This window comes from Paraglaciecola sp. MB-3u-78 (assembly GCF_002835935.1).
In the GTDB taxonomy this organism is placed as follows: Bacteria; Pseudomonadota; Gammaproteobacteria; order Enterobacterales; family Alteromonadaceae; genus Paraglaciecola.
The window spans coordinates 1-21,157 of sequence record NZ_PJCF01000011.1 but is presented as its reverse complement, the minus strand read 5'-3'; the positions used below and the strand labels follow the sequence as shown (position 1 = coordinate 21,157).

Genomic DNA, 21,157 nt, shown 5'->3' with positions numbered 1-21,157 from the left:
CTTTTCTTAGGGCTCTTTAACTATCTTGAAGTGGGTTATTATGAGGAAGGATGGGTCTCGTTCATCCATTTATTAATGAGGTGGGCAATACGTTTATTGTCATTTTCTGCGTAAGTTAAGAGTAAGTTAGCCATGGCTCGCTTAGCTTTTACTTTAGGCTGCTGGCGAGCAAATAATTTCTCTAGTGGTGACTGATAGGCTCCTGATTTAGGGCTATTTGCCATAGGTTTATGCCCCCTTGCTGCCAGCCTTTTTGTCTTTAGCAAACAATAATAAAAATACGCCCAGCATAATTGCCATATCGGCAACGTTAAATATACCTGTTCTTAAAGAGCCAATACCGACATTTAAAAAATCGATCACTGCACCATTATTGACTGCCCTATCGAAAAAATTACTGATGCCACCTGAAAAAATAAGCATTAACGACGATAATCCGTATGCAGTTTGTGTTTTGGTTCTTAAGATATATATCAGCAAGCTTGATAAAATCACTCCCACCGCACAAACGAATATCCAGAACTTGGCTGAGTCCGACATACCGCTGCCTAAACCTAAAAATGCACCGGTATTTTCAGCATAGCCAATACGCAACATATCACTCCAATAACTGGTCATTTCAAACTTGGGTAGGTACTCAGAAGCATACCATTTGGTACCTTGGTCAATTCCGACACTGATTAAACAAATAACCAATATCATTTGGATGCGTTTTAATATGCTCATCTCTTTTTATTTACCCTTTATAATTTGACATTATTATCAATACACGTTAATTATTTCACGTACCTTAGTGACAGTCTATCGTAAACTCTTGGTGAAAAATCGTAGCGAAGCAGTTGCCAAAGCGAAGACTTAAATCTATTAGAATTGTAGACCGCTCAACACATCAACTAAATGCCAAACAAATGTTAACCAAACGTTAAATAAAGATACTTAATTATCATAATTAGTTCTAAAGACTCTCCTCGTCTGTTCCTCAAGCTTCTGTAAAATCAAGAAAAAAACTACAGTTTGGAGCATGAAAAATTGAAAAAAATAGAAGCCATCATTAAACCTTTTAAACTTGAAGATGTGCGAGAAGCATTAACTGAAGCCGGTATTTCAGGATTAACTGTGACTGAAGTAAAAGGGTATGGACGTCAAAAAGGTCATACCGAAACCTATCGTGGTGCGGAATACAAAGTAGACTTTTTACCCAAAATCAAGCTTGAAATTGTACTCACTGATGATCAAGTTGAACGTTGCATCGAAGTCATCACCGCCAAAGCCAATACCGGCAAAATTGGGGATGGTAAAATTTTCGTCTTTGATGTCGAACGCGCCATACGTATCCGCACCTCTGAAGAAGGTGATGACGCTGTATAACAAATACAGCTCAAAATTTTTTACTCACAGACTCCCTGAGCATATTATTCTAATTATAAACTGAGAGCCCACATGCAAGAAATTAACAGCGCCGTTGAAACACTGGTGCATAGCTCCAATACTTAATTTTTACTTATAGGTGCAATCATGGTGTTTGCCATGCACGCAGGATTTGCATTTTTAGAAGTCGGCACCGTTAGGCACAAAAACCAAGTCAATGCGCTAGTCAAAATTATTACTGACTTTGCGGTTTCCTGTATAGCCTATTTCTTTGTTGGGTATTGGATAGCCTACGACGTCAAATTTTTCAGTAGTGCCCAGGAGCTTACCGACAACAACGGTTATGACTTAGTGAAATTCTTTTTCCTAATGATCTTCGCCGCGGCTATCCCTGCCATCATATCTGGAGGCATTGCTGAAAGAGCCAAGTTTTATACATTTTTGATAGGCTCTGCCATGATTGTTGCCGTGGTATATCCCTTTTTTGAAGGAATAGTTTGGAACGGTAACTACGGTTTTCAGGCCTGGTTACAACAAACCACAGGCGCTAGTTTCCATGACTTTGCTGGCTCGGTTGTGGTGCATGTTATGGGCGGATGGTTAGCATTAGTGGGCGTATACTTTCTGGGATTACGTAAAGGTCGTGAAAAAGACAATAAGCTTATCGCCTTTGCTCCTTCGAATATCCCATTTTTAGCCTTAGGCACATGGATATTATGTATTGGTTGGTTTGGTTTTAACGTCATGTCGGCACAAAGCATGGACGGTATCAGCGGTTTGGTCGCAATGAATTCACTAATGGCTATGGTTGGCGGCATTTTAGCGGCCTTGTGGTTTGGTAAAAATGACCCAGGCTTTATTCATAACGGGCCTTTGGCAGGTTTAGTTGCAGTATGTGCAGGTTCAGATGTCATGCATCCTATTGGTTCATTATTTGTAGGGCTAATAGCCGGCTGGATTTTTGTGAAATTGTTTACCGTTATGCAACAAACGAAAACCATCGATGATGTATTAGGCGTATGGCCATTGCACGGCGTATGTGGAGCCTGGGGGGGAATTGCGCTGGCATATTTGGTCTTGAATCATTAGGTGGATTGGGCGGTGTATCGTTTAGCGCACACGTAATAGGCACGGTTGCAGGCATAGTGGTTGCCTTAGTAGGTGGCCTAATTATTTATGGAATTTTGAGTAAAGTGACAAACATCAAACTCACCCAGGAAGAAGAATTTATAGGGGCCGATTTGAGCATTCATAGTATCGGTTCAGTTAATCACGACTAAAGACGTTACTCTTTCAAGGGACTTCACGGATGAAGTTTCGTCGCCACTCATTGCGACTTATTGCGACTCACAAATATAATGTCACCCAATTTACAACCGACAAAAGCTTTACCTTTCGTTTAAATAACATACAGTTAGGTATCTAAAAACATGACAGGCAGCAACATGTATTCGATTATTCGCTTTGGCTCACTCTATGGATTGGCGTTAGTTATTGGATTTTATGCATCCCATTTAGCTTTAGGCACAACCCCTGACAACTTCACGCTGGGCGAAATTGTTGGTTATAGCGTGATGTTCATAAGTTCGTTAGCCGTCATCATGGGAATAAAAGACTATAAACAAAAGCGTTTTCCTGCCCCTTTAGGTTTTATGGGCGCATTAGGTGTTGGCTTAGGGATCAGTCTTATTGCCGCGCACATTTTTGCATTATATAACTGGTTTTATTTAGTGTTCATCAACCCAACATTTACCGCCTCTTACATACGATATTCCGAGCAAAAAATTATCTCAAGCGCTCTAGAGCCAATGGTAATAGAGCAACAGCTTGCGGAATTAGCCGATTACGCAGACTTGGTGAGTAACAATTTCACACAGTCTATGGTGATGTTTGCTACTGTGTTTGTGATTGGACTGCTGTTTTCTCTGGTCAGTGCTTTAGCGCTGCGTACCCATCGCAAATTCCCATAAAAATACAATGGAGACATTCAATGGAGTTAGGTCAGTTTTCAGTCAGTCTTACTGTTAAAGATATAACTAAGTCAAAAGCCTTTTATGAAACCTTAGGTTTTAAAACTCGCCCTGAGTGTGGCTCTATCGCAGATAAATGGCTTGTTTTAGAAAAGGGAACCACCGTAATAGGTTTATTTGAAGGCATGTTCGAGGCTAATATTCTCACCTTTAACCCAACCGATGTGAGATCTATTGAAAAACATCTAACAGATAATAACATTAAGATGACTACCCCAACTCAAGGTGACTCAGGCCCTACACATTGTGTGTTGAAAGATCCCGATGGTAACACCATCATGTTTGACCAATTTTAGAGGCCACTATTTTTATGTCTAATGAATTTATCTGTTGGAAATGTGGAGAGGATCTCATAAATGTCATCCTGCCAATGTCACGCCGTGAAGAGTGTGACAACTGCAAAGCAGATCAGCATGTTTGTAATATGTGCTTGTACTTTGTCAAAGACCGCTGTGAAGAAGAAAGGGCTGAGCATATAAGCGACACTGAAAAGGCTAATTTTTGTGATTATTTCAAACCTAACAACAAGGTATTCAAAACAGCCAACAACCAGAAATCGGCTAAAGCGAAGGCTGAATTAGCCGCCTTGTTTGGCGATGAAGTACCCGAAAAAAGTCAAGATGATGAATCTTTATCACCGGCTGAACTGGCTGAAAAAAAATTGCGTGAAATGTTAGGCGGTTAACCTCAGCCTCGGATAAATAAAGTCAGGGTAGCTGAAAAAACACTTATCATTTATGGTTATGCTTTTTGGCATACTCAGTGTTTAATTCAATGCCTTTTTCATACAATCGATTCATCTCTTTGTCAGAACGTTTAAAGTAGTATAACCACTTTAAATACTGATTTTTTAACGCTTGGCGATAGACCCCATGAGACTGAAACCGCACCGCAGAGGTCTGGCTGATAAAAGGTAACCTAATAGGGTTTGCCTGTTTTTTTAGCCTTAAACATATTTCAGTATCTTCAAAAATGTCTATCTCGGGTAATAGTCCCACATCCAGTAACAGTTGTTTTTGTGCAAACAAACAGTGATCTAAATAATATATGCCCCGTCTCCCCCTTATATGATTTGAATACCAAGAAGTGAAATTAAGTAAAGGATGAGAGATTGAAAACTGATGAGTAAAAGCTCCCCAGCGTATATCTGAGGTTCGGTTAGTTAAGGCTTTAATACCCTCAACATCCACTAGACTACGTGGGTGATGCAGCAGCACCATATCGAATTTAGCTTGTTTGATACCTGTATTTAATCGACCCGCTCGGGAGCCAATATCTGTAATGATTAACTTGGCATTAGACTGCTTGATTATCGAAATAGTATCGTCTTGACTACCGCCATCCACACAAATGACCTCTATACCCCCTACCCCATTATAGGCATTAAGTATCTTAGACAGATAACCGGTTTTGGATTCGTTTAATGTAGGGACAACAATACTAAGCAAGACAATGGGCTCTTTTGGATTTTAACTAGGCTGACTTAAACTAGCCGTCAGCTAGTATAATAAACGTTAGAATTTATTGAGTGTAATAACTTTGTTTATATTTTAAGGAATACCCCTTCTATGTAGGTATTTTAGCCGTAACCACTTGGTTTTTACCTTGGGCTTTTGCCTGATAAAGTGCGTCATCTGCCAGTTTTAATAACTGGGTTGTATTCCTAGCATGATTGTAAGTTAACTCAGCTACGCCAAAACTTGCAGTAAGTACAATCGCACCTTGCTCAACACTTAATTTTATCTGACTCAATCCATCACATATTCTTTGACTAATTTCTTCAGCGCCTTTGATATCAGTATTAGTTAAAACAATAACCACTTCCTCACCACCATACCTTGCGACAAAATCACCTTTACGCAAAGTAGTTTGCCGTAAATATTCTGCCACTGCTTTTAAACACTCATCCCCGACTTGATGTCCATAACTGTCATTAATTTTCTTAAAGTTATCGTAACTACTCAGCGGGTATAAAGATATTAGGCAGCATGCCATTTAATAATAACGTTAATGCCGTGGACCCACTGATCCCTTGTTTTTTGCAGCTCGACAGATAGCTACGTAATCCAAAAAACATTTTGGCTCCGTTAGCACTTCTAAAACATCCCGATATCTTTTGTTGAACCTTTGCCATCCTCAAATCATTTTCGCCCTGATTATTAGTGAATGGCACTGCCTCATCCGTCATGAATCTAAGTACATCGCTTTCATAGTTTTGTAATCGCTCAAGTAGGTTACGTGATTGAGTTCTTTTAGGCCGTCCTCGCTTACCTTTCACTGGTATCGGCGCAGGACTTTCTTTTTCTCCTGCCTTTAAAATCGCTTGATAGTGACGTCGCAAGGTGTCTTGTCTTTCAACACTGAGTAACCCGCCAGCCTTATCTACCTCTTGATTGAGCTTAACTAAAAACACCCGTATTTCCTCAGCCCAAGCTTGATTATCTTGCTCATACGCTCGAGTTAATTCTCGCAGGTGATGCGCATTGCATAATGAATGTAGGCACTCATAACGATAATAAGGTTTCCAATGGTCATGGCACATCACACCGTTGAACTGGGGTAATATGTCAATCTCATCCATGGCATCATGGCCTCGTTTTTCATGGGCTGATAAATACGTCCAATCCAGAGACGAAGCGTTATGTAGCCATTGTCTTTTTCCGTTGATATTGATGCCAGTTTCATCGGTATGTAATGTCTTTTCTTTTCTCAAGTTCGCTTTGATAATATCTAATGCTTGCGTCTCTTCCAGTTTGGTAAAAGCGGTATTGATAAAGTTGAAAAGACTGCCGCTGCTCAAAGGTATATTAAGCTGGTCAGTGAAATACTCACGAATGCGCTCATAAGGCAGTAATTGATATTGGGACAGGTAAACCGCATGAGCTTTTAACCCAATACCATATTGAATACGGCTATTAACGTCTTGGGGAAATGGGGCAACGAAGCGTTGACCTAACTCATTCTCAAGTATTTGTGCGCGATATTCAGTGACGACACGCTTAAACTCAATATCGACCACTTGCCGCACCTCTTCACCCATATCAGTATAGTTACCGGGCGGTAAAAGTGTGCTATCAACGATTAATTTATGTGTGATGTCAGGGTTGTCATCAAGTGGTAGCGTTGTGCCTTTATGCCCCTTTTGTCCACCTGATTTTTTAGTACTGTTGCCTTTTGAATTTTTCTTTCTATTTTGATCGGACGAGGGCGGTATACTGCTGTTATTACTGTTAAGCCCAAGCCGTTGACAGAGTAACGTGACAATAAGAAGCAATAAATCCATAGCAGTACGCATTGAAGGTGACAATGTATTGTCCGCTTCAATTTGTGCTTTAATGTTATTGATATTCGACTCAATATCAATGCCGCTTACTTTCATTTAGCCACGTAATTATCGAAATAAAACAGTATAATAACGCTTAGAAATGATCAAGCAAGTCGATCATTTTTTAATTTTTGATCGTTAAAAATAAACTAGATTATGTGCTGAGTAGTTACAAGTTATCTATATCTAACATCATTAAAGCTAAATTTTCTGTTTGCTGAATAGCTTGAGCAAATTGCAACTCAAAATAGCCATCAAAGGTTTGGCGATTGAACAAACCAGTGAGGTGGTCAGTTTCTGATAACTCTTTTATCCGATCATGCTGAATTTTCAGATAATCAGCCTTATCTTCCAGTTCACGATTGCGAATAGACAATTCATTGGTCTTTTGTGTCACTTCTTGTTGTAAGTTATTGGTTAAATGTTCGGCCATATCTAGTGCAGATACAAACCTTAAGGAATGGTATTGGGTTTGTGTCAACAAAAATAAAAACAGCGTATATTCAGTAACATAAAGATTATAAGAGCTAGACAACGCGGCTACTACGTCATTTAACACCCCTCCAAATAGAACAAAACCACTGACAATCATTAATGTGGAGCGATAAGATTTCACTATCATCGAATGTATGACCAACCACATAGCATAAAAACTGAATACGCCTAAAAAGCCCTGATAATAAAATAAATTATCAACAACTTGTTTAAGGGGCACGAGCAGTGTGACCAAGACAACAATGCCCAAAATGAGGTAACCTAACTTAATGACTTGAGCAGAAAATTTAGCTGGGTATAAACACGAAAAAAAGTGAGTAGCCGCCACGGCCGGCCATACTATGGTGATATATTCCAGTCTCAACAAAATATCAAAATTGGCAGGATCCCCTAAAAGGTAATAGACATAATCGGTCGACACCCCAGCTCTTAACAAAACAGAAAACGCAAACACTGCCAATAATAATAAAACACGCTCTTTGGGGCGAAATAAATAAAACAGTATATTTTGAAATACAACAAGTAAACCAATCCCAATTAACGCAACGCGACTGGCCAAGTCAGAGAGCAGGGCTTTATTAGCCGATTCGAGTTCCCGCACATCGAACGCGCCATACATGCCTGCCCGTTTATATAATTGCGCCGAAAGATACACCACTAAGGTGCCTGAATTAACATTCTGAGGGAGTTGTAATATTTGTGTTTTAAAGCGCATTTGTTGCGCTGCATAGTTTTTTGAAATTTTTCCGGATTCACCTAAAAATTGCGTCTGCCCAGAGTCATCAATCCACCATGCCTGCCAAGCATCATTAACGTTACGCATACGTATTGCTGGCTCATTGAAAGTACGCTTCAAATTATTCAGTTTAAGTATATAGGTACCAAATCTATTTTCATTTAAGGTTTTACTGTCCACCAAAGAACTCACAAAATTAGGTAATTGCACAATTTTGAAATTCGCTTTGGACGAGGCTATATCGGCTAACGGTGTCCATTCTCCCCAGCTTAATGCCCACTCTCCGGCAAGACTCGCCTTACCATTTTTAAATTCTTTTTGGATGTCCACTGTCGGAACTGATTGGTCAAATAAGAGTGGAGCACTCAATAATGAAGTACTAAAAGTACAAATAAGACAACTGACTATTAGCGCAATACACTTACCGTACCTCAACCTAACCTCCTTTCACTTTAAATTGAACAGCATCAAACCTGAACAAATTAATTTTCATACAAAAAGATATAATGTCATGATAACGCTAACGGGACTAGAGCCCATAATAATCTAAATCAGTGATATCAGAATTTGCCTAAACCAACTTAGTGCCTCGTCATGCTCAGTGTTTTTGTGCCAGTACAGATGTGTCTCAATATTAGTCAAACGGACAGGCATAGGAACTTGAGATAAACAATCGGCTTGCTCTATACCTCCCATCAACTCATTACCCAATATATAGGGCACAGTTAACAAAAAGTCAGACTCAATAAGCATCGCTTTTGCTGCATAGTAGTTTTGGCAGCGAATACTGATACGCCGGGATAAACCTTGTTGTTGAAACAAAATATCCTCGGCAGCCGCACCACTTGGGCGGTGAGATACACCTATATGTTTAGCTGCAAAGTAGGTTTTTTGAGTTAAGTTGTGCTCAAGGGGATGTCCTTTACGCATTAAGACACAAAATTCTCCATCAATCAGTTTTGTGTGTAATACCGGTGGTTTAAGGGGTAGAGCTACATCAAACGCCATATCAATATGCCCTACCCCTAACTCTCGGGTTAAGTTTTCTCGGTCTACTTTGACACTGGCAAAGGTAGCATTGGGTGCGCACTCAGCCAACTTTTTAGCCAACCTTGGCAAAATAGAAGGTTCGAGTGCGTAGTGAATACCCAAACGAAAATGATGTTGACTGTTAAGGGGTTGAAATTCCCCCCAATGTTGCAGTATTTGTCTTAAACGCGTCAGATTATCAATTATCTGCGGAGCCATACGCTGACAGGCGGGTGTAGGTAACATGCGATTATTACTGCGCTGAAAGAGTGGATCGCCCAAATATTCTCGCAGTCTTTTTAATGCATGGCTTACCGCCGATGGCGTAATATGCAGCACCTCTGCTGCCCGGGACATATTCTGTTCTTGATAAATACTTTCAAACACTTTGAGTAAATTAAGATCAAGTTGCTGGACTTTTGAAACGTCTGTCATCACACACCACTATGTGAATACTATTCATAGTAACCATATAGTATTTTTCATTTCATTCAATTGAATAAAGGGACTATCCTAAGTCTAAGTTCTACTTCCCCTACTTTTGGAGTCACTATTATGGATTTTAACCACAGCGAAAAAACACAAGGTTATATCGAACGTGTGAAAGCCTTTATGGATGAACACATTTATCCAGTTGAAGAACAAATTTATGCAGAAACCCTCGCGTTAAATCCCGGTGGTGATTGGAAAAATTGGCAAGCCCATCCGTTAATTGAACCTCTTAAAAAGAAAGCCCAAGAAGCGGGGTTATGGAATCTATTTTTACCCGACGCAAAATTAGGCCAAGGCTTAACCACATTAGAATATGCACCACTAGCAGAACAAATGGGTCGAGTATTATTTGCTTCGGAAATATTTAACTGCAGCGCCCCTGATACCGGCAATATGGAAGTGCTTTATCACTTCGGTAACGAATTCCAACAACAGAAGTGGCTTAAACCGCTATTAGCCGGTGAAATACGCTCAGTATTTGGGATGACCGAACCCGATGTGGCTTCATCTGATGCCACCAATATGCAAGCAACCGTTGAATTAGACGGCGATGAATTAGTACTTAACGGCAAAAAATGGTGGTCTACAGGTTTAGGTCACCCCAATGCCAAAATTGCTATTTTTATGGCCTTATCCAATCCCGAAAACGACAAACACAGCCAGCACAGTATGGTAGTTGTGCCGCTAGATACACCGGGCATTGAAATTAAACGTATGTTGCAAGCATTCGGCGATTATGACGCGCCTTCTGGTCATGGCGAAATGCACTTTACTAATGTACGAGTACCTAAAGAAAACCTACTGGTTGGCCTAGGTAAAGGTTTTGCCATTGCCCAAGGTCGTCTTGGTCCAGGTCGAATTCATCATTGTATGCGTGCTATTGGCTGCGCTGAAAAAGCCTTAGAACTGGCGATGCAGCGTGGCATGTCACGTACTGCTTTTGGTAAACCTTTAATGATGTTAGGTGGCAACAGAGAACGCGTCGCCGAAGCACGTATTGCTATTGAACAAGCCCGTTTATTAACCCTACAAGCCGCTTGGAAAATTGATAACGTGGGCGTTAAAAATGCCATGGTGGATATTTCTGCGATTAAAGTTGCGGTGCCAAAAATGCTTGAAGAAGTGGTAGATATGGCTACCCAAATTCATGGTGGCGCAGGTATGTGTGATGACTTCCCACTGGCCCGTTTTGCTGCTGGTGCTAGAGCATTACGTTTGGCCGACGGACCTGATGAAGTACATAAAGGTATGGTTGCCCGATTAGAACTTAAGAAGTACCAATAAATGAAGACAGTATTAATAACAGGTGGCGCGTCAGGTTTAGGTGAAGCGCTGGCATTACATTATGCCAAACAAAATTTTGAAGTGTGTATTGTCGATCTCAACTCAGATCGCGGCCATAAAGTGGTTGATAGCATCACTAAGTCAGGTGGTGCAGCCTTCTTTTTGCCTTGTGATATCACCAACGAAGCTGACATTGAAACACTGAAACAACAACTTCAATCTCGTTGGCAGAAAGTGGATGTATTAGTCAACAATGCCGGTGTCGCCACAGGCGGCGCTTTGGAATTTGAAGATATTGAGCAGTGGCAATGGGTCATCAATATTAATGTATTTGGCATGGTGCGTATGTGCCGTGCTTTTGTGCCTCTGATGAAACAGCAAGGTGCTGGCAAAATAGTGAATATTGCTTCACAAGCAGGGATCACCCCTGCCCCACTAATGGGTAGTTATAACGCCAGTAAAGCTGCAGTGGTTAGCTTTTCAGAAACCATGCACCTTGAGCTTACTGACGATAATATTCATGTGAGTGTGGCTTGTCCGGGTTTCTTTTCTACTAACTTAGATGAATCACTGCGCAGTAAACAACCCGGTGTGGCAAAACTCGTGAGTAAAATGCTGCATACCTATTCCGATATCACCGCGGCTCAAGTAGCCGAAGCAATTTACCAAGACAGTGAAAACCTCAAGTTTATGACCATCACCCACAAAGACGGACGAACCGCCTTTCGCATCAAACGTTGGTTACCGGCTATGCGTTATTTGGCTATGATGAAAAAACAATTGAAAAACTTTAAACCTAGCCTAATACCTTGAGCAATACTGATAAACACATTTGGTTTTTTGTGCATTATTTGCTTTGGCAATGCCGTAAAGCCATCAAAGGCAAACGCTAAAGGAGCGCTAACATGACCGCAATTTATTTAATTAGACATGGCCAAGCATCCTTTGGCAAAGCTGAATATGATTGTTTATCTGAGCTTGGCGAACAACAAGCTAGACACATAGGCGAGAGCTTTAGAGCTAGAGTAGGCGGTTTTGATAAAGTCCTACGGGGCAGTATGCAGCGACACCAGCAAACTGCAGATGGCTGTTTATCTGCAATGGGTCAAAAGGATATTGAACTGCAAGTAAACGCAGGATGGAACGAGTACGACCATCAGGATATCCTCGCCCAATTCAACCCTGAGCTTGCCACTCCTCAAGGAGTAAGAACCTATATGAGGAAACAAGACAATCCTCATAAAGCACTAGAGCAAGTCATTGGCCAAGCCTTTAACCGCTGGATTGGCAGCCAACACAATGCTGATTATATTGAGTCCTGGCCCGATTATCAGGCCAGGATCCAAACTGCGTTGACTCACTTAATAAGTGAGCTTGATGGTGAAAAACGTGTAGCAGTATTCAGTTCAGGTGGACCGATAGCGTTATTATCTCAAGCCATACTAGGAGTACCCGCAGAAAACCTTATGGCACTTATCTGGACCCTAGTAAACTGCGGTATCACCAAATTAATCAGCACCAGAAAAGGTGCTATTTTATCGTCACTAAACGAACACAGCGCATTCGAAGGCGATCGTAAACACCTTCTGACTTACAAATAACAGCTAAAAAACAATAATAAGAGAATAAACAAGATGATCCGACAAAATATTTTAATTACGGGTGCTAGCTCGGGTTTGGGTAAAGGCATGGCTATTGAGTTTGCCAAAATGGGGCGTAACTTAGCTTTGTGCGCGCGCAGAATGGAAAACCTAGAATCACTTAAACAAGAGTTATTGATCATTAACCCCGATATTAAAGTGTTTATTCGCTCCTTAGATGTCAACGACCACGACCAGGTATTTGAAGTAGTCAAAGCCTTTGCTGCAGATTTAGGCAGTCTAGATCGCGTTATAGTCAATGCAGGAATGGGCAAAGGGGCCTCACTTGGCACTGGATATTTTCAAGCCAATAAACAAACTGCAGTAACCAATTTTGTTTCAGCTTTGGCCCAGTGTGAAGCAGCCATGGAAATATTCCGCGCCCAAAACGCAGGCCATTTAGTCACTATATCCTCGGTCAGTGCAGTACGTGGGGCACGCAGAGCCATGACGGTGTATGCTGCCACCAAAGCCGCGTTAACTTCCCTTAGCGAAGGTATACGAATCGATGTACTCAACACCCCGATTAAAGTCACTACTATTCATCCGGGCTTTATTCGTACCGAAATCAATGCAAAGGTAAAAACGGTACCTTTTATTGTGGACTTAGAAACAGGCTGTAAAGCCATAGTCAAAGACATCGAAAAAGAAGTGGCCAGCAGTTTTGTACCCAAATGGCCTTGGGCTTTGTTTAGATATATAGCCCGAATCGCGCCATTAAGTCTGTTAGCTAAAATGAGTTAATTAAAAGGTATATCTACTGCAAAAAATATACAGTGAGGCCTGAGGGATTTTGCTTTTCTATTTCTCTGTGAATACGATGCGCGACGCCAAGTGACCTCTGCAGTTTAAAACGTTAAATTTTAATTAGGAACAGTTCCCCAATGAGCGATTCGATTTTAACCCAAGTTATTCTGCCTTTAGTGTTGGCGCTTATCATGTTTGGTATGGGTTTAAGCTTAACCAAACGAGACTTTTTAGAGCTTGGTAAAGAGCCTAAGCCGGTCGCGATAGGTTTATTTGGGCAACTATTAATCTTGCCCTTACTGGCATACGGCATCGCAATATTTTTTAATTTATCTGAACACTTAGCGGTAGGCATAATGATACTGGCTGCCTGCTCTGGTGGTACTAGCTCGAATATTCTTAGTCAGTTAGCCAGAGCAAACTTAGCACTGTCGGTCAGTCTAACCGCAGTCACCACCTTGATCTGTGTTGTCACCACCCCACTTATTATCCGTTTTGCTATAGAGGAATTTAACGACACCCCAGTTGAGTCATTTTCATTATTGAGTACCACCTTAGGTCTTATTTTTATTACCTTAATACCGGTACTTATCGGCATCTTAATTAGGCACAACTTTACTAATTTTGCGATACGCAGCGAGGTGTTTTTTAGGCGGCTTTCTACTGGTTTTTTAATATTTATGATAGTGGCCATCACCTACCAAGAACGAACAGCGTTTTTAACGTCCTTTGTATTACTGTCAGAGGCTGTTATCTCATTAAATCTATTGGCTATAGGTACTGGATTGTTGCTAGGGTTAATGTTTAAACTGGTTAAACGAGATACTGTGACATTGGGCATTGAAGTCGGCGTTCAAAATAGCGCAATGGCCATGCTGATCGCCATCACTTTTTTAGACAGACCCGATTATGCCATTGCAGCAGGCGTATATGGTCTAGCGATGTATCTGGGTGCGGGATTATTGATATTTGGAGCTAGGCGCTTTCCAACTAAAAGCATTGCCAAGAGTGTTTGAAATGTTGTGGCGGGAAGTACCAGCCACAACAATATATTTATTAACTACCTAGGTCATGCGCTTCATAGCACAGATTTTGTTGCCTGCAGGATCTCGAAGATAAGCTAAATATAACTTCATCGCACCGCCATCACGCACACCAGGAGGATCTTCACAAGCTACACCACCGTTTGCTAGACCAGCTGCATGCCATGCATCACCAAGTTCTGTGGTTTCAACTGCAAACCCCAAAGTACTGCCATTACCGTGACACGCAGGTTCACCATCAATGGGGACACTTAGACCTAAAATACCTGTTTTAGTGAAATAGAAACAACGACCTTTAGGATCAATTGTCCCTTCGTCATATCCCAGAGCACCTAGTATGGCATCGTAAAACTTCTTTGATTTTTGGTGAGCTTACGGGAGCATAGCTTGACCTAGGCAAAAAGCCTACGTCAGCCGATGTTTATTGGGATCGTGCTTAGCTATTTTCCTGATAATTCCAGGGTAAGTATTTTTCGGGATGGGCCTTAGCTTGTGCTTGCTCCCGTTGCAGTAGCGTAAAGTAATCCATAACGTTGACGCCCGCTTCCATACCGGTTGCTATCATCGAGGTGATGACATCTCCGATTGTCGCGCCCAGTAATGTTTTATGGAACATCGCGTTTTTTCTGTCTCTCACTACAATTTTCAGCATCGCTTCGATGCCGTTATTGTCGATTTTTGCACCGGGCACGCTGCAAAACAGGCTCAGTCCTGCATAGTGTTTGATAAAGTATTTTATCGCTTTGCCTAAGCCACTGTTTTCTTCTACTGTCTCGTTTGCCAAATGGGTTTCACCCCACAATTTAATTTCTGCCATGACGGGCAACGAATGCGTTTGGTGATATTCAAGCCGTTTGGCTACGCTCAGTTGTTGCTCTTCTACGTGATGTTCGTGTGACCAGATCTCGCCATAGCGCGTTAAAATATGTTCAACTTCTTCCGGGAAATGGTTGATCACATCAACAAACTGCCGCCTTGCATGGCTGTTACATAACGATCCCATGGTTTCCCTCACCGTCGGGCGGTTGCTGGCAAGTGCGTCACTCATAATAATGGGCTGTGCACTGGATTGACTGCGGTTTTGTAAGATGCTGTCAATAAATTCACCGGCATGGCCGATATTGGTTTCGAATAACACGATGTGTTGATTGTTCTTCGTGGTAGCGATAACACCCGAGGTATACACACCACTGCGTAGCTGCGTTTTATCACTGTTACGTATTTTTTTCTCAATGGGCTTAGCATCCAGAATTCGGTGTGTGGTGTCATCAATGGCGTAATGCACGGCATCCGCAGACAGATTTAAAAGGTGGTGAAAGACCGGATAAATGGCATTGCACACCAGCTCAATCTGGTCAAACACCGTTGATGCGCTGATCTTCACGCCCAACAGCTTTTGAATACTGCTCTGGCGGTAAAAAGGTAACCCCGCGAAGTACTTGTAGATCGCCATCAAGGCGCACGCGGAATAACCGTATTTTCGGGTCCCCGGGCCCTCTTGCAGTACGTCCGGTGGCAGCTCCGCCGTGAAATAAGCCCCACATGTATTGCAGCGAACTCGCTCCATCACATGCTGCTCGGGCGTAAACGGACTGTGGCCGGTGATCCGCAAGAAACTGCCTGGCTCGGTTTTATATACCTTACCGGTGAGGCATTCTGGGCAATTATCCCCTTTACTGATGGTGGTTAACGGGTGAATAACCACGGTGGGTTTGACCGGCGTAAATCCCTTATCTGAAGAGGCGCTGGTCTGGCGCTTGTTACCAGGCTTTTGAGGCTTGGCGGGCTTTTGCTTTTTTGGCGTGACATCCGATTGTTTCTCAGATGATTTCTCTATTCCCAGCAATTTTCGTAACTTATGAATAGTAACGTTATGATGCGTTAAACGGTCCTGCATACTCGCCAACGTCAGCAACGCATCCAATAACAACTGGCTGTCTTGCTCACTTAACGCCAGGGTGTTTTCCTTGGCCTCAGTCACGCGGGCTATCAGCGCTTCCAGCGCCTGACCATCAATATCTGTAAAAGGTTTACTCACTGTTTCGCTTAGCCGTTTGTTGTGTGTGGATAGGAGATTGGCAGGCAGTATGATCTCATTAATTGAAAATACAACCCGCTCATGACGCTCATTTATGTTGCCGTAAATGATCGCTTAAGATCAGGCTTGACGGGGCTTAGAAGTTGACGCAACTGCCTGGCCTCAAACGGATGAACAGGTGAATTAACGGTGGGCCAGCATTGAAATTTACCCTTAGATAAACGCTTGGTCATCAACCAAAATCCTGTGCCATCATAGGCGAGCGTGCGGATCATGGTTTTATTGCGATTAATAAACACAAATAAGATCCCGCAACGAGGCTCGTGCGTCAGCCTGCTACGGCAAAGCGCCGCTAAACCATCAATCCCCATGCGAAAGTCAGCAGGCTCAGTGGCGATCAGGATAGGCGTTTGGGCCGTTAAATGGATCACGATCTAACTTCCTGGATCATGGCGACGAGGAAGGCTTGGGAAATATCACCCGAAAGGGTTAATGCTGCACCATTACACAACCGAAGCTCGACACTGAGATGCTCGTTAGCAACAGGCTCCCTCGCGCCTTGCCCAGGTAAGCGAATAAAATCAGAGGATGTTGGGCTTGGTTCAACGGCTTCACGCCATTGTTTCAATTGTGTGCCACTGATCCGCAGCATCGCGGTGACTTTACTGGACGAGCAGTGTTCGAGTAGATCAACTGCTTGTTGGCGCAGTGCTTGTGGGGTTGCAGAACGGCGACTAACCCGGTTTTTTCGCCACAGCTCAAATGCTTCAACGATCTGATTTATTTTTTTAGCGATTGCCATATTTTCATCTTCAATGAATAAGTTGCAAACATTAAACCAGATCAAATTTACGAAGTTGCGCTATGCTGCCGCAAGCTCACGAAATTGCAGAGTTAGACAATGGGTTTCTTGACAATTTGTTTGATAATAACTTTAAGTACAAAGAAAGCGAACTTTCGCAAGTTGATTTAGCAAGAATGATTGTTACCGGTGGTTATCCTGAAGTTTTATCAAGGCAGCCTCACAGAAGGAAGGCTTGGTTTAAGTCGTATATTGACTCAATCTTAAAAAGAGACATAACAGAAGTATACAATGTAACCAAACCAAAAGAGGTGGCAAGGTTACTTCACGCGCTTGCAATCAATACATCTGAGCTATTAAACAAGTCTTCTTTGGGGAGGGTTACGGGGACAACCGCAAAGACCACAGATAAATATATAGCAACGCTAGAATACACCTATCTAATTAAACTAATTCCGGCTTGGCATAGCAATGAAACCAAACGGCTTTTGACATCTGAAAAAATCCAATTCATCGATACCGGGTTACTGTGCAGTTTGAGGAATATTACAGAGGCGAAACTCCTTGAGGATCGAACGGTGCTAGGTAGTGTATTGGAAACGTTCATTGCATCGGAGCTAATGAAGCTTGTGAGCCAATCAGCAATAGATTATGAAATGCACCACTACAGAAGCCGTGATGGCTTAGAGGTAGATCTGATCCTTACGTCAGAATGTGGTGTGTCGGTAGGGGTTGAGGTTAAGGCGGGTATGACGCTTAGCCAAAAGTGGTTCAAGCCACTACAAACCCTAATCGATCAGGGGGTCTTATCTCATGGTGTTGTTGTTTATTCAGGTACAAAATTATTAAAAGTAACAGGTAAAATTCACCTAATCCCAGTATCCGAGCTACTAGGCTTATCTTAGCTCCGAAATTGGTACGCCATCGCTAAGTAAGTAAGCAACATTATTAACCACGATAGCTTTGTACCGACTTTGAACAATTGACCCACTCAATGATTACGATCCATCGATTGCGTAAAAACACCATTTAACTGGTGCATCCCCTGACTAAGGTTGGCATCCGGTGTCTCAACTAAAAGATGGTAGTGTTTAGTACCATCGTTTAAAAAGGGCGACATGCAAAATTCAAGACCTGATAATCATATAGCAATCTCCTACGTGTCGAGCTTAAATTATGTGTTGACCAAAACACTTTTTAAACACAAACACGAGGAGATTGAGATGAAACTATATGGCGGGATTGACTTACATTCAAATAATAGTGTTATTGCGATTAAAGATGACAACGGCAAAGTACTCGTTTGTAAAAAATTGCCTAATGATTGGGAGCTGATACAGCGATTCCTTGAACCATACAAAGAGATGTTAATAGGATTAGTCATCGAGTCGACCTATAACTGGTATTGGCTTGTGGATGCTTTAATAGGCGCCAAGTTCTGTGTTCACTTGGCCAACACGGCGGCTATCCAACAGTACTCGGGGTTAAAGTATGCTGATGATAATAGTGATGCACAATGGTTGGCTGAAATGCTTAGACTTAATATTTTACCTGAAGGGTATATTTACCCTAAAGAGGAACGAGCAGTGCGAGATCTGATGCGCAAACGCATGAATCTGGTACAACAATCAACAGCAAACTTGTTGTCTATTCAGGGCATATACATGCGTCATCTAAGCTACAGGCTCAGTAATAACAAAATAAAACAGCTTACCTGCGAGCAAATAGCACAAGATCATACTGCAAACACAGCACAAGCGGTGACAGCCACCCTCAATGTTATGAATTGTCTTAAAAATGAAATTAAGCAGATTGAAAGTGCTTTATTAGTACAAGTAAAACTAAGAGCTGAATTTAAATCACTGAGTAGCATTGATGGTATTGGCAATATTCTGGCCCTGACTATTATGCTAGAAACAGGTGATATTAAACGCTTTAACAAGCCAGGGAATTATGCCTCCTATTGCCGTTGTATCGGTGGAGCGCGCTATAGCAACGGTAAAAAGAAAGGGGGAAGCAATAGCAAAAATGGCAATAAATATCTGGCATGGGCTTTTGTCGAAGCGGCTAATTTTGCTATTCGCCACAACAAAATAGTCAAAAGCTATTACCAGCGAAAAGCCGCTAAAACGAATCAAATTATCGCTATAAAGTAAGCGATCATTATAAGGCGTATTTCTAAATGGGTGACCAGACGGTAAAATGTCGTGGCGGTTAGCCTAAATAGGCACTAGCGAGAGGCGGGTATGCTTAGATCACTTTTCAGCGGGTTGTCGGCAAATTTTGTTTTCCAGACTCTGGGGACCAGGTCGAGAACATTTTTAGCCGGATGCATACCCACGCGCTGCAGTACATCAACCAGATAGGTGTAAGGGTTGATACCTTGTATTCGGCACGTGACCATCAGACTTTGCAATATGCCAAGCTGCTCGGCGCCCAATTCACTCCAGCAGAATAAATAATTTTTGCGACCCATGGGAATAACCCGCAGTGCCCTTTCTAAATGATTGGTATCAATAGGCACATCCGGATTACTCAGAAACACCCTCAATTGACTTTGCCGTTCAAACACATAAGCCAGGGCTTTTGTCAGGGGATTACTGGGCAATAACTCGGGGCGTTGTCGTTGCTCATACACCCAGATAAAAAAAGCATGCACAATGGGCTCGCTATGCTGTTGCCGATAGGCCAGCGTTTGTCCTTTATCCAGCTTGCTATCCCGTATATGTTTTTCGATTTTATACAGCTTGGCTATCTTGTTGATGGCATGCTGGGCAGTATCGGGCTCCATCTGCAGCGCTTTTTCAAAGGTACGACGACTGTGCGCCCAGCAGGTCGCGTGGGTGACTGTGTGCTCATGTTTATTGAGCTGTGCCACCGCTTTTTCATAGGCGATATACCCATCAGTGAGCAAGGTACCGCTAAAACCAGACAACTGGCTAATAGCATGTTGTGTCCCTCGGGAGGTTGACCAGGTAAAAGCGACCTCATCCTGCTCGCCGTAAATCGGCCAGAAGTAGGTTTGCTGCATTTTCCCTTTGTGTTTACGGCCCGCTTTTATCGGCACCTCGTCCATGGCCAGCACACTGGATTGCAACATTTGCCTGAGCATGGCTTGATAAATGGGCCTGAGTAACTCAATGCCTTTTTGGATCCAGTTGATAAGGGTGGCACGACTGACCGTTATACCGCTATCAAGCATGCGCTGATGCTGGCGGTATAACGGTAAGTGGTAGACTGCTTTATCCACCATTAGACCGGCCAGTAATGAGACATCGGCAAAACAGCCTTCGAGCACATTCACCGGTGCAGGGACGGTGACTAATGTTTGTTGGCTTTTATGACGCAAGACCGGGCGACGATAAATCAATACGGTATAGCTGCCCGGTTGTTGGGCTAAACGGCAGGTATCGTTGTAGTCAATGATGTCATACTGCTCAGCATCTTCACCACTGAGCTCGGGTGCAGGCACCTCAATGATCTGTTGTGGCACGCTGTCATCAAAACGCAAGCCCGTGTCGTTGACATCCTGCTCCTGAGTTTGTTTCTTTGAGCTGCGGCGATGGGCAGCCACTTCGGTGCCAGACTCCGGGGTTTGAGCCGGTGCTTGCTCGCTGACAAACAGGTTGCTTTGCGCTGGGTTATCAATTAGTTGTTTCTCAGACTTACGTCCAAATAATTGACGTTTGAACCAGTCAAGTTGTTGCTCAAGTACTATCACGCGCTCTGCTAACTGCACATTTTTAATGTGCAGAGAAGTCATGTCAGGCGTGGGTTTCAGGGGCGTTTTCATGACTCTAAGTATAACAAATTCAGTTAGTTATGTCGCTTATTTTGTTTGTCTTTTTGCCAATAAATACCGTCAATTAAACACTGTAATTGTGCGCCATTGAGGGGCAGTTTTAAGCCGCCCGGCACCTGCTGATACGTGCCTCGCTCTAACCGTTTACTCCACAAACAATACCCACCCTGATGATAATACAGCACTTTCATCTGGGTGCGCTTGCGGTTTATAAAGACAAACCAATCTCCGCTGGCCGCTTTTTCCTGCAACTGTGACTGTGCCAGAGCAGCCAATCCATCAAATTGTTTACGCTTATGTGGTGCACCACATAAGCGTAATTATGT

The 21,157-nt window shown here is 42.5% G+C and carries 22 protein-coding genes and 3 pseudogenes; 12 read left to right on the top strand and 13 right to left on the bottom strand.

The genetic code is table 11. From position 1 onward, the window contains the following. Nucleotides 1–38 precede the first annotated feature (38 nt). Nucleotides 39–224 carry a hypothetical protein gene (locus CXF95_RS22445; RefSeq protein WP_101200783.1) on the bottom strand — a complete coding sequence of 62 codons (186 nt, stop codon included), beginning with the start codon at nt 222–224 and terminating at the stop codon, nt 39–41. A gap of 4 nt (nt 225–228) precedes the next feature. After that, complete coding sequence (gene lspA, locus CXF95_RS22440; RefSeq protein ID WP_101200782.1) at nt 229–726, bottom strand: signal peptidase II; 498 nt, start codon at nt 724–726, stop codon at nt 229–231. A 303-nt stretch (nt 727–1,029) separates the two neighbouring features. Between lspA and CXF95_RS22435 the strand changes: the two genes are divergently transcribed. The 5 genes and pseudogenes from CXF95_RS22435 (at nt 1,030) to CXF95_RS22415 (ending at nt 4,083) form a co-directional block, all read left to right on the top strand. Then, nucleotides 1,030–1,368 (top strand): P-II family nitrogen regulator, encoded by a 339-nt coding sequence (locus CXF95_RS22435; protein ID WP_101200832.1) that lies wholly within the window; start codon nt 1,030–1,032, stop codon nt 1,366–1,368. A gap of 72 nt (nt 1,369–1,440) precedes the next feature. Then, a pseudogene (locus CXF95_RS22430) lies at nt 1,441–2,648 on the top strand (ammonium transporter). Between the two features lie 150 nt (nt 2,649–2,798). Continuing rightward, nucleotides 2,799–3,338, top strand: coding sequence for a DUF4199 domain-containing protein (locus CXF95_RS22425; RefSeq protein WP_232787986.1), 540 nt, complete (start codon nt 2,799–2,801; stop codon nt 3,336–3,338). Nucleotides 3,339–3,358: 20 nt separating this feature from the next. Next, complete coding sequence (locus CXF95_RS22420; protein ID WP_101200781.1) at nt 3,359–3,694, top strand: VOC family protein; 336 nt, start codon at nt 3,359–3,361, stop codon at nt 3,692–3,694. A 14-nt stretch (nt 3,695–3,708) separates the two neighbouring features. Continuing rightward, nucleotides 3,709–4,083 carry a hypothetical protein gene (locus tag CXF95_RS22415; RefSeq protein ID WP_232787985.1) on the top strand — a complete coding sequence of 125 codons (375 nt, stop codon included), beginning with the start codon at nt 3,709–3,711 and terminating at the stop codon, nt 4,081–4,083. A 46-nt stretch (nt 4,084–4,129) separates the two neighbouring features. Here CXF95_RS22415 and CXF95_RS22410 read toward each other — a convergent pair whose 3' ends face one another. The 5 genes from CXF95_RS22410 to CXF95_RS22390 all read right to left on the bottom strand — a co-directional run bounded on the left by CXF95_RS22410 (nt 4,130) and on the right by CXF95_RS22390 (nt 9,418). Next, the gene (locus CXF95_RS22410; RefSeq protein WP_101200780.1) at nt 4,130–4,846 is read right to left on the bottom strand and encodes a glycosyltransferase; all 717 of its coding nucleotides are present in this window, start codon (nt 4,844–4,846) and stop codon (nt 4,130–4,132) included. Between the two features lie 118 nt (nt 4,847–4,964). Then, a complete protein-coding gene (locus CXF95_RS22405; protein ID WP_232787984.1) occupies nt 4,965–5,393 on the bottom strand; it encodes a GGDEF domain-containing protein in 429 nt (142 codons plus the stop codon). Further along, nucleotides 5,356–6,777 carry an IS66 family transposase gene (locus CXF95_RS22400; RefSeq protein ID WP_101197251.1) on the bottom strand — a complete coding sequence of 474 codons (1,422 nt, stop codon included), beginning with the start codon at nt 6,775–6,777 and terminating at the stop codon, nt 5,356–5,358. Before CXF95_RS22400 ends, CXF95_RS22405 begins: the two co-directional genes overlap by 38 nt. Before the next feature lie 115 nt (nt 6,778–6,892). Beyond that, nucleotides 6,893–8,389, bottom strand: a complete 1,497-nt coding sequence (locus CXF95_RS22395; protein WP_232787983.1) for a 7TM diverse intracellular signaling domain-containing protein — start codon at nt 8,387–8,389, stop codon at nt 6,893–6,895. Between the two features lie 111 nt (nt 8,390–8,500). Then, the gene (locus CXF95_RS22390; protein ID WP_101200779.1) at nt 8,501–9,418 is read right to left on the bottom strand and encodes a LysR family transcriptional regulator; all 918 of its coding nucleotides are present in this window, start codon (nt 9,416–9,418) and stop codon (nt 8,501–8,503) included. Between the two features lie 120 nt (nt 9,419–9,538). On the opposite strand from CXF95_RS22390, the gene CXF95_RS22385 reads away from it, so the two are divergent. The 5 genes from CXF95_RS22385 to CXF95_RS22365 all read left to right on the top strand — a co-directional run bounded on the left by CXF95_RS22385 (nt 9,539) and on the right by CXF95_RS22365 (nt 14,162). Further along, entirely contained in the window at nt 9,539–10,759 is a 1,221-nt protein-coding gene (locus tag CXF95_RS22385; protein ID WP_101200778.1) for an acyl-CoA dehydrogenase family protein, read from the top strand. After that, nucleotides 10,760–11,572 carry an SDR family oxidoreductase gene (locus tag CXF95_RS22380; protein ID WP_101200777.1) on the top strand — a complete coding sequence of 271 codons (813 nt, stop codon included), beginning with the start codon at nt 10,760–10,762 and terminating at the stop codon, nt 11,570–11,572. It begins immediately after the preceding gene. 92 nt (nt 11,573–11,664) lie between these two features. Then, nucleotides 11,665–12,360, top strand: a complete 696-nt coding sequence (locus CXF95_RS22375) for a histidine phosphatase family protein (RefSeq protein WP_101200776.1) — start codon at nt 11,665–11,667, stop codon at nt 12,358–12,360. Between the two features lie 33 nt (nt 12,361–12,393). Next, the gene (locus tag CXF95_RS22370; RefSeq protein ID WP_101200775.1) at nt 12,394–13,143 is read left to right on the top strand and encodes an SDR family oxidoreductase; all 750 of its coding nucleotides are present in this window, start codon (nt 12,394–12,396) and stop codon (nt 13,141–13,143) included. A gap of 140 nt (nt 13,144–13,283) precedes the next feature. Further along, nucleotides 13,284–14,162 carry a bile acid:sodium symporter family protein gene (locus CXF95_RS22365; RefSeq protein WP_101200774.1) on the top strand — a complete coding sequence of 293 codons (879 nt, stop codon included), beginning with the start codon at nt 13,284–13,286 and terminating at the stop codon, nt 14,160–14,162. Nucleotides 14,163–14,210: 48 nt separating this feature from the next. On the opposite strand, the pseudogene CXF95_RS22360 reads toward CXF95_RS22365, so the two are convergent. The 4 genes and pseudogenes from CXF95_RS22360 to CXF95_RS22345 all read right to left on the bottom strand — a co-directional run. After that, nucleotides 14,211–14,555, bottom strand: a pseudogene (locus tag CXF95_RS22360) (VOC family protein); the annotation flags it as partial. 70 nt (nt 14,556–14,625) lie between these two features. Then, a complete protein-coding gene (locus CXF95_RS22355; protein ID WP_101199142.1) occupies nt 14,626–16,227 on the bottom strand; it encodes a transposase in 1,602 nt (533 codons plus the stop codon). Between the two features lie 92 nt (nt 16,228–16,319). Further along, nucleotides 16,320–16,658: an IS66 family insertion sequence element accessory protein TnpB gene (tnpB, locus tag CXF95_RS22350; protein WP_101199143.1), complete on the bottom strand. Its 339-nt coding sequence runs from the start codon at nt 16,656–16,658 to the stop codon at nt 16,320–16,322. Further along, the gene (locus CXF95_RS22345; RefSeq protein ID WP_101200367.1) at nt 16,655–17,029 is read right to left on the bottom strand and encodes a hypothetical protein; all 375 of its coding nucleotides are present in this window, start codon (nt 17,027–17,029) and stop codon (nt 16,655–16,657) included. Before CXF95_RS22345 ends, tnpB (CXF95_RS22350) begins: the two co-directional genes overlap by 4 nt. 62 nt (nt 17,030–17,091) lie before the next feature. Between CXF95_RS22345 and CXF95_RS22340 the strand changes: the two genes are divergently transcribed. Both CXF95_RS22340 and CXF95_RS22335 read left to right on the top strand, forming a co-directional pair. Beyond that, entirely contained in the window at nt 17,092–17,934 is an 843-nt protein-coding gene (locus CXF95_RS22340; RefSeq protein WP_101200773.1) for an ATP-binding protein, read from the top strand. A gap of 318 nt (nt 17,935–18,252) precedes the next feature. Then, entirely contained in the window at nt 18,253–19,185 is a 933-nt protein-coding gene (locus tag CXF95_RS22335) for an IS110 family transposase (RefSeq protein ID WP_232787982.1), read from the top strand. A gap of 74 nt (nt 19,186–19,259) precedes the next feature. On the opposite strand, the gene CXF95_RS22330 is transcribed toward CXF95_RS22335, so the two are convergent. Then, nucleotides 19,260–20,822: an IS66 family transposase gene (locus CXF95_RS22330; RefSeq protein ID WP_101200772.1), complete on the bottom strand. Its 1,563-nt coding sequence runs from the start codon at nt 20,820–20,822 to the stop codon at nt 19,260–19,262. Nucleotides 20,823–20,845: 23 nt separating this feature from the next. Beyond that, a pseudogene (gene tnpB, locus CXF95_RS22325) lies at nt 20,846–21,112 on the bottom strand (IS66 family insertion sequence element accessory protein TnpB); the annotation flags it as partial. Nucleotides 21,113–21,157 lie beyond the last annotated feature (45 nt).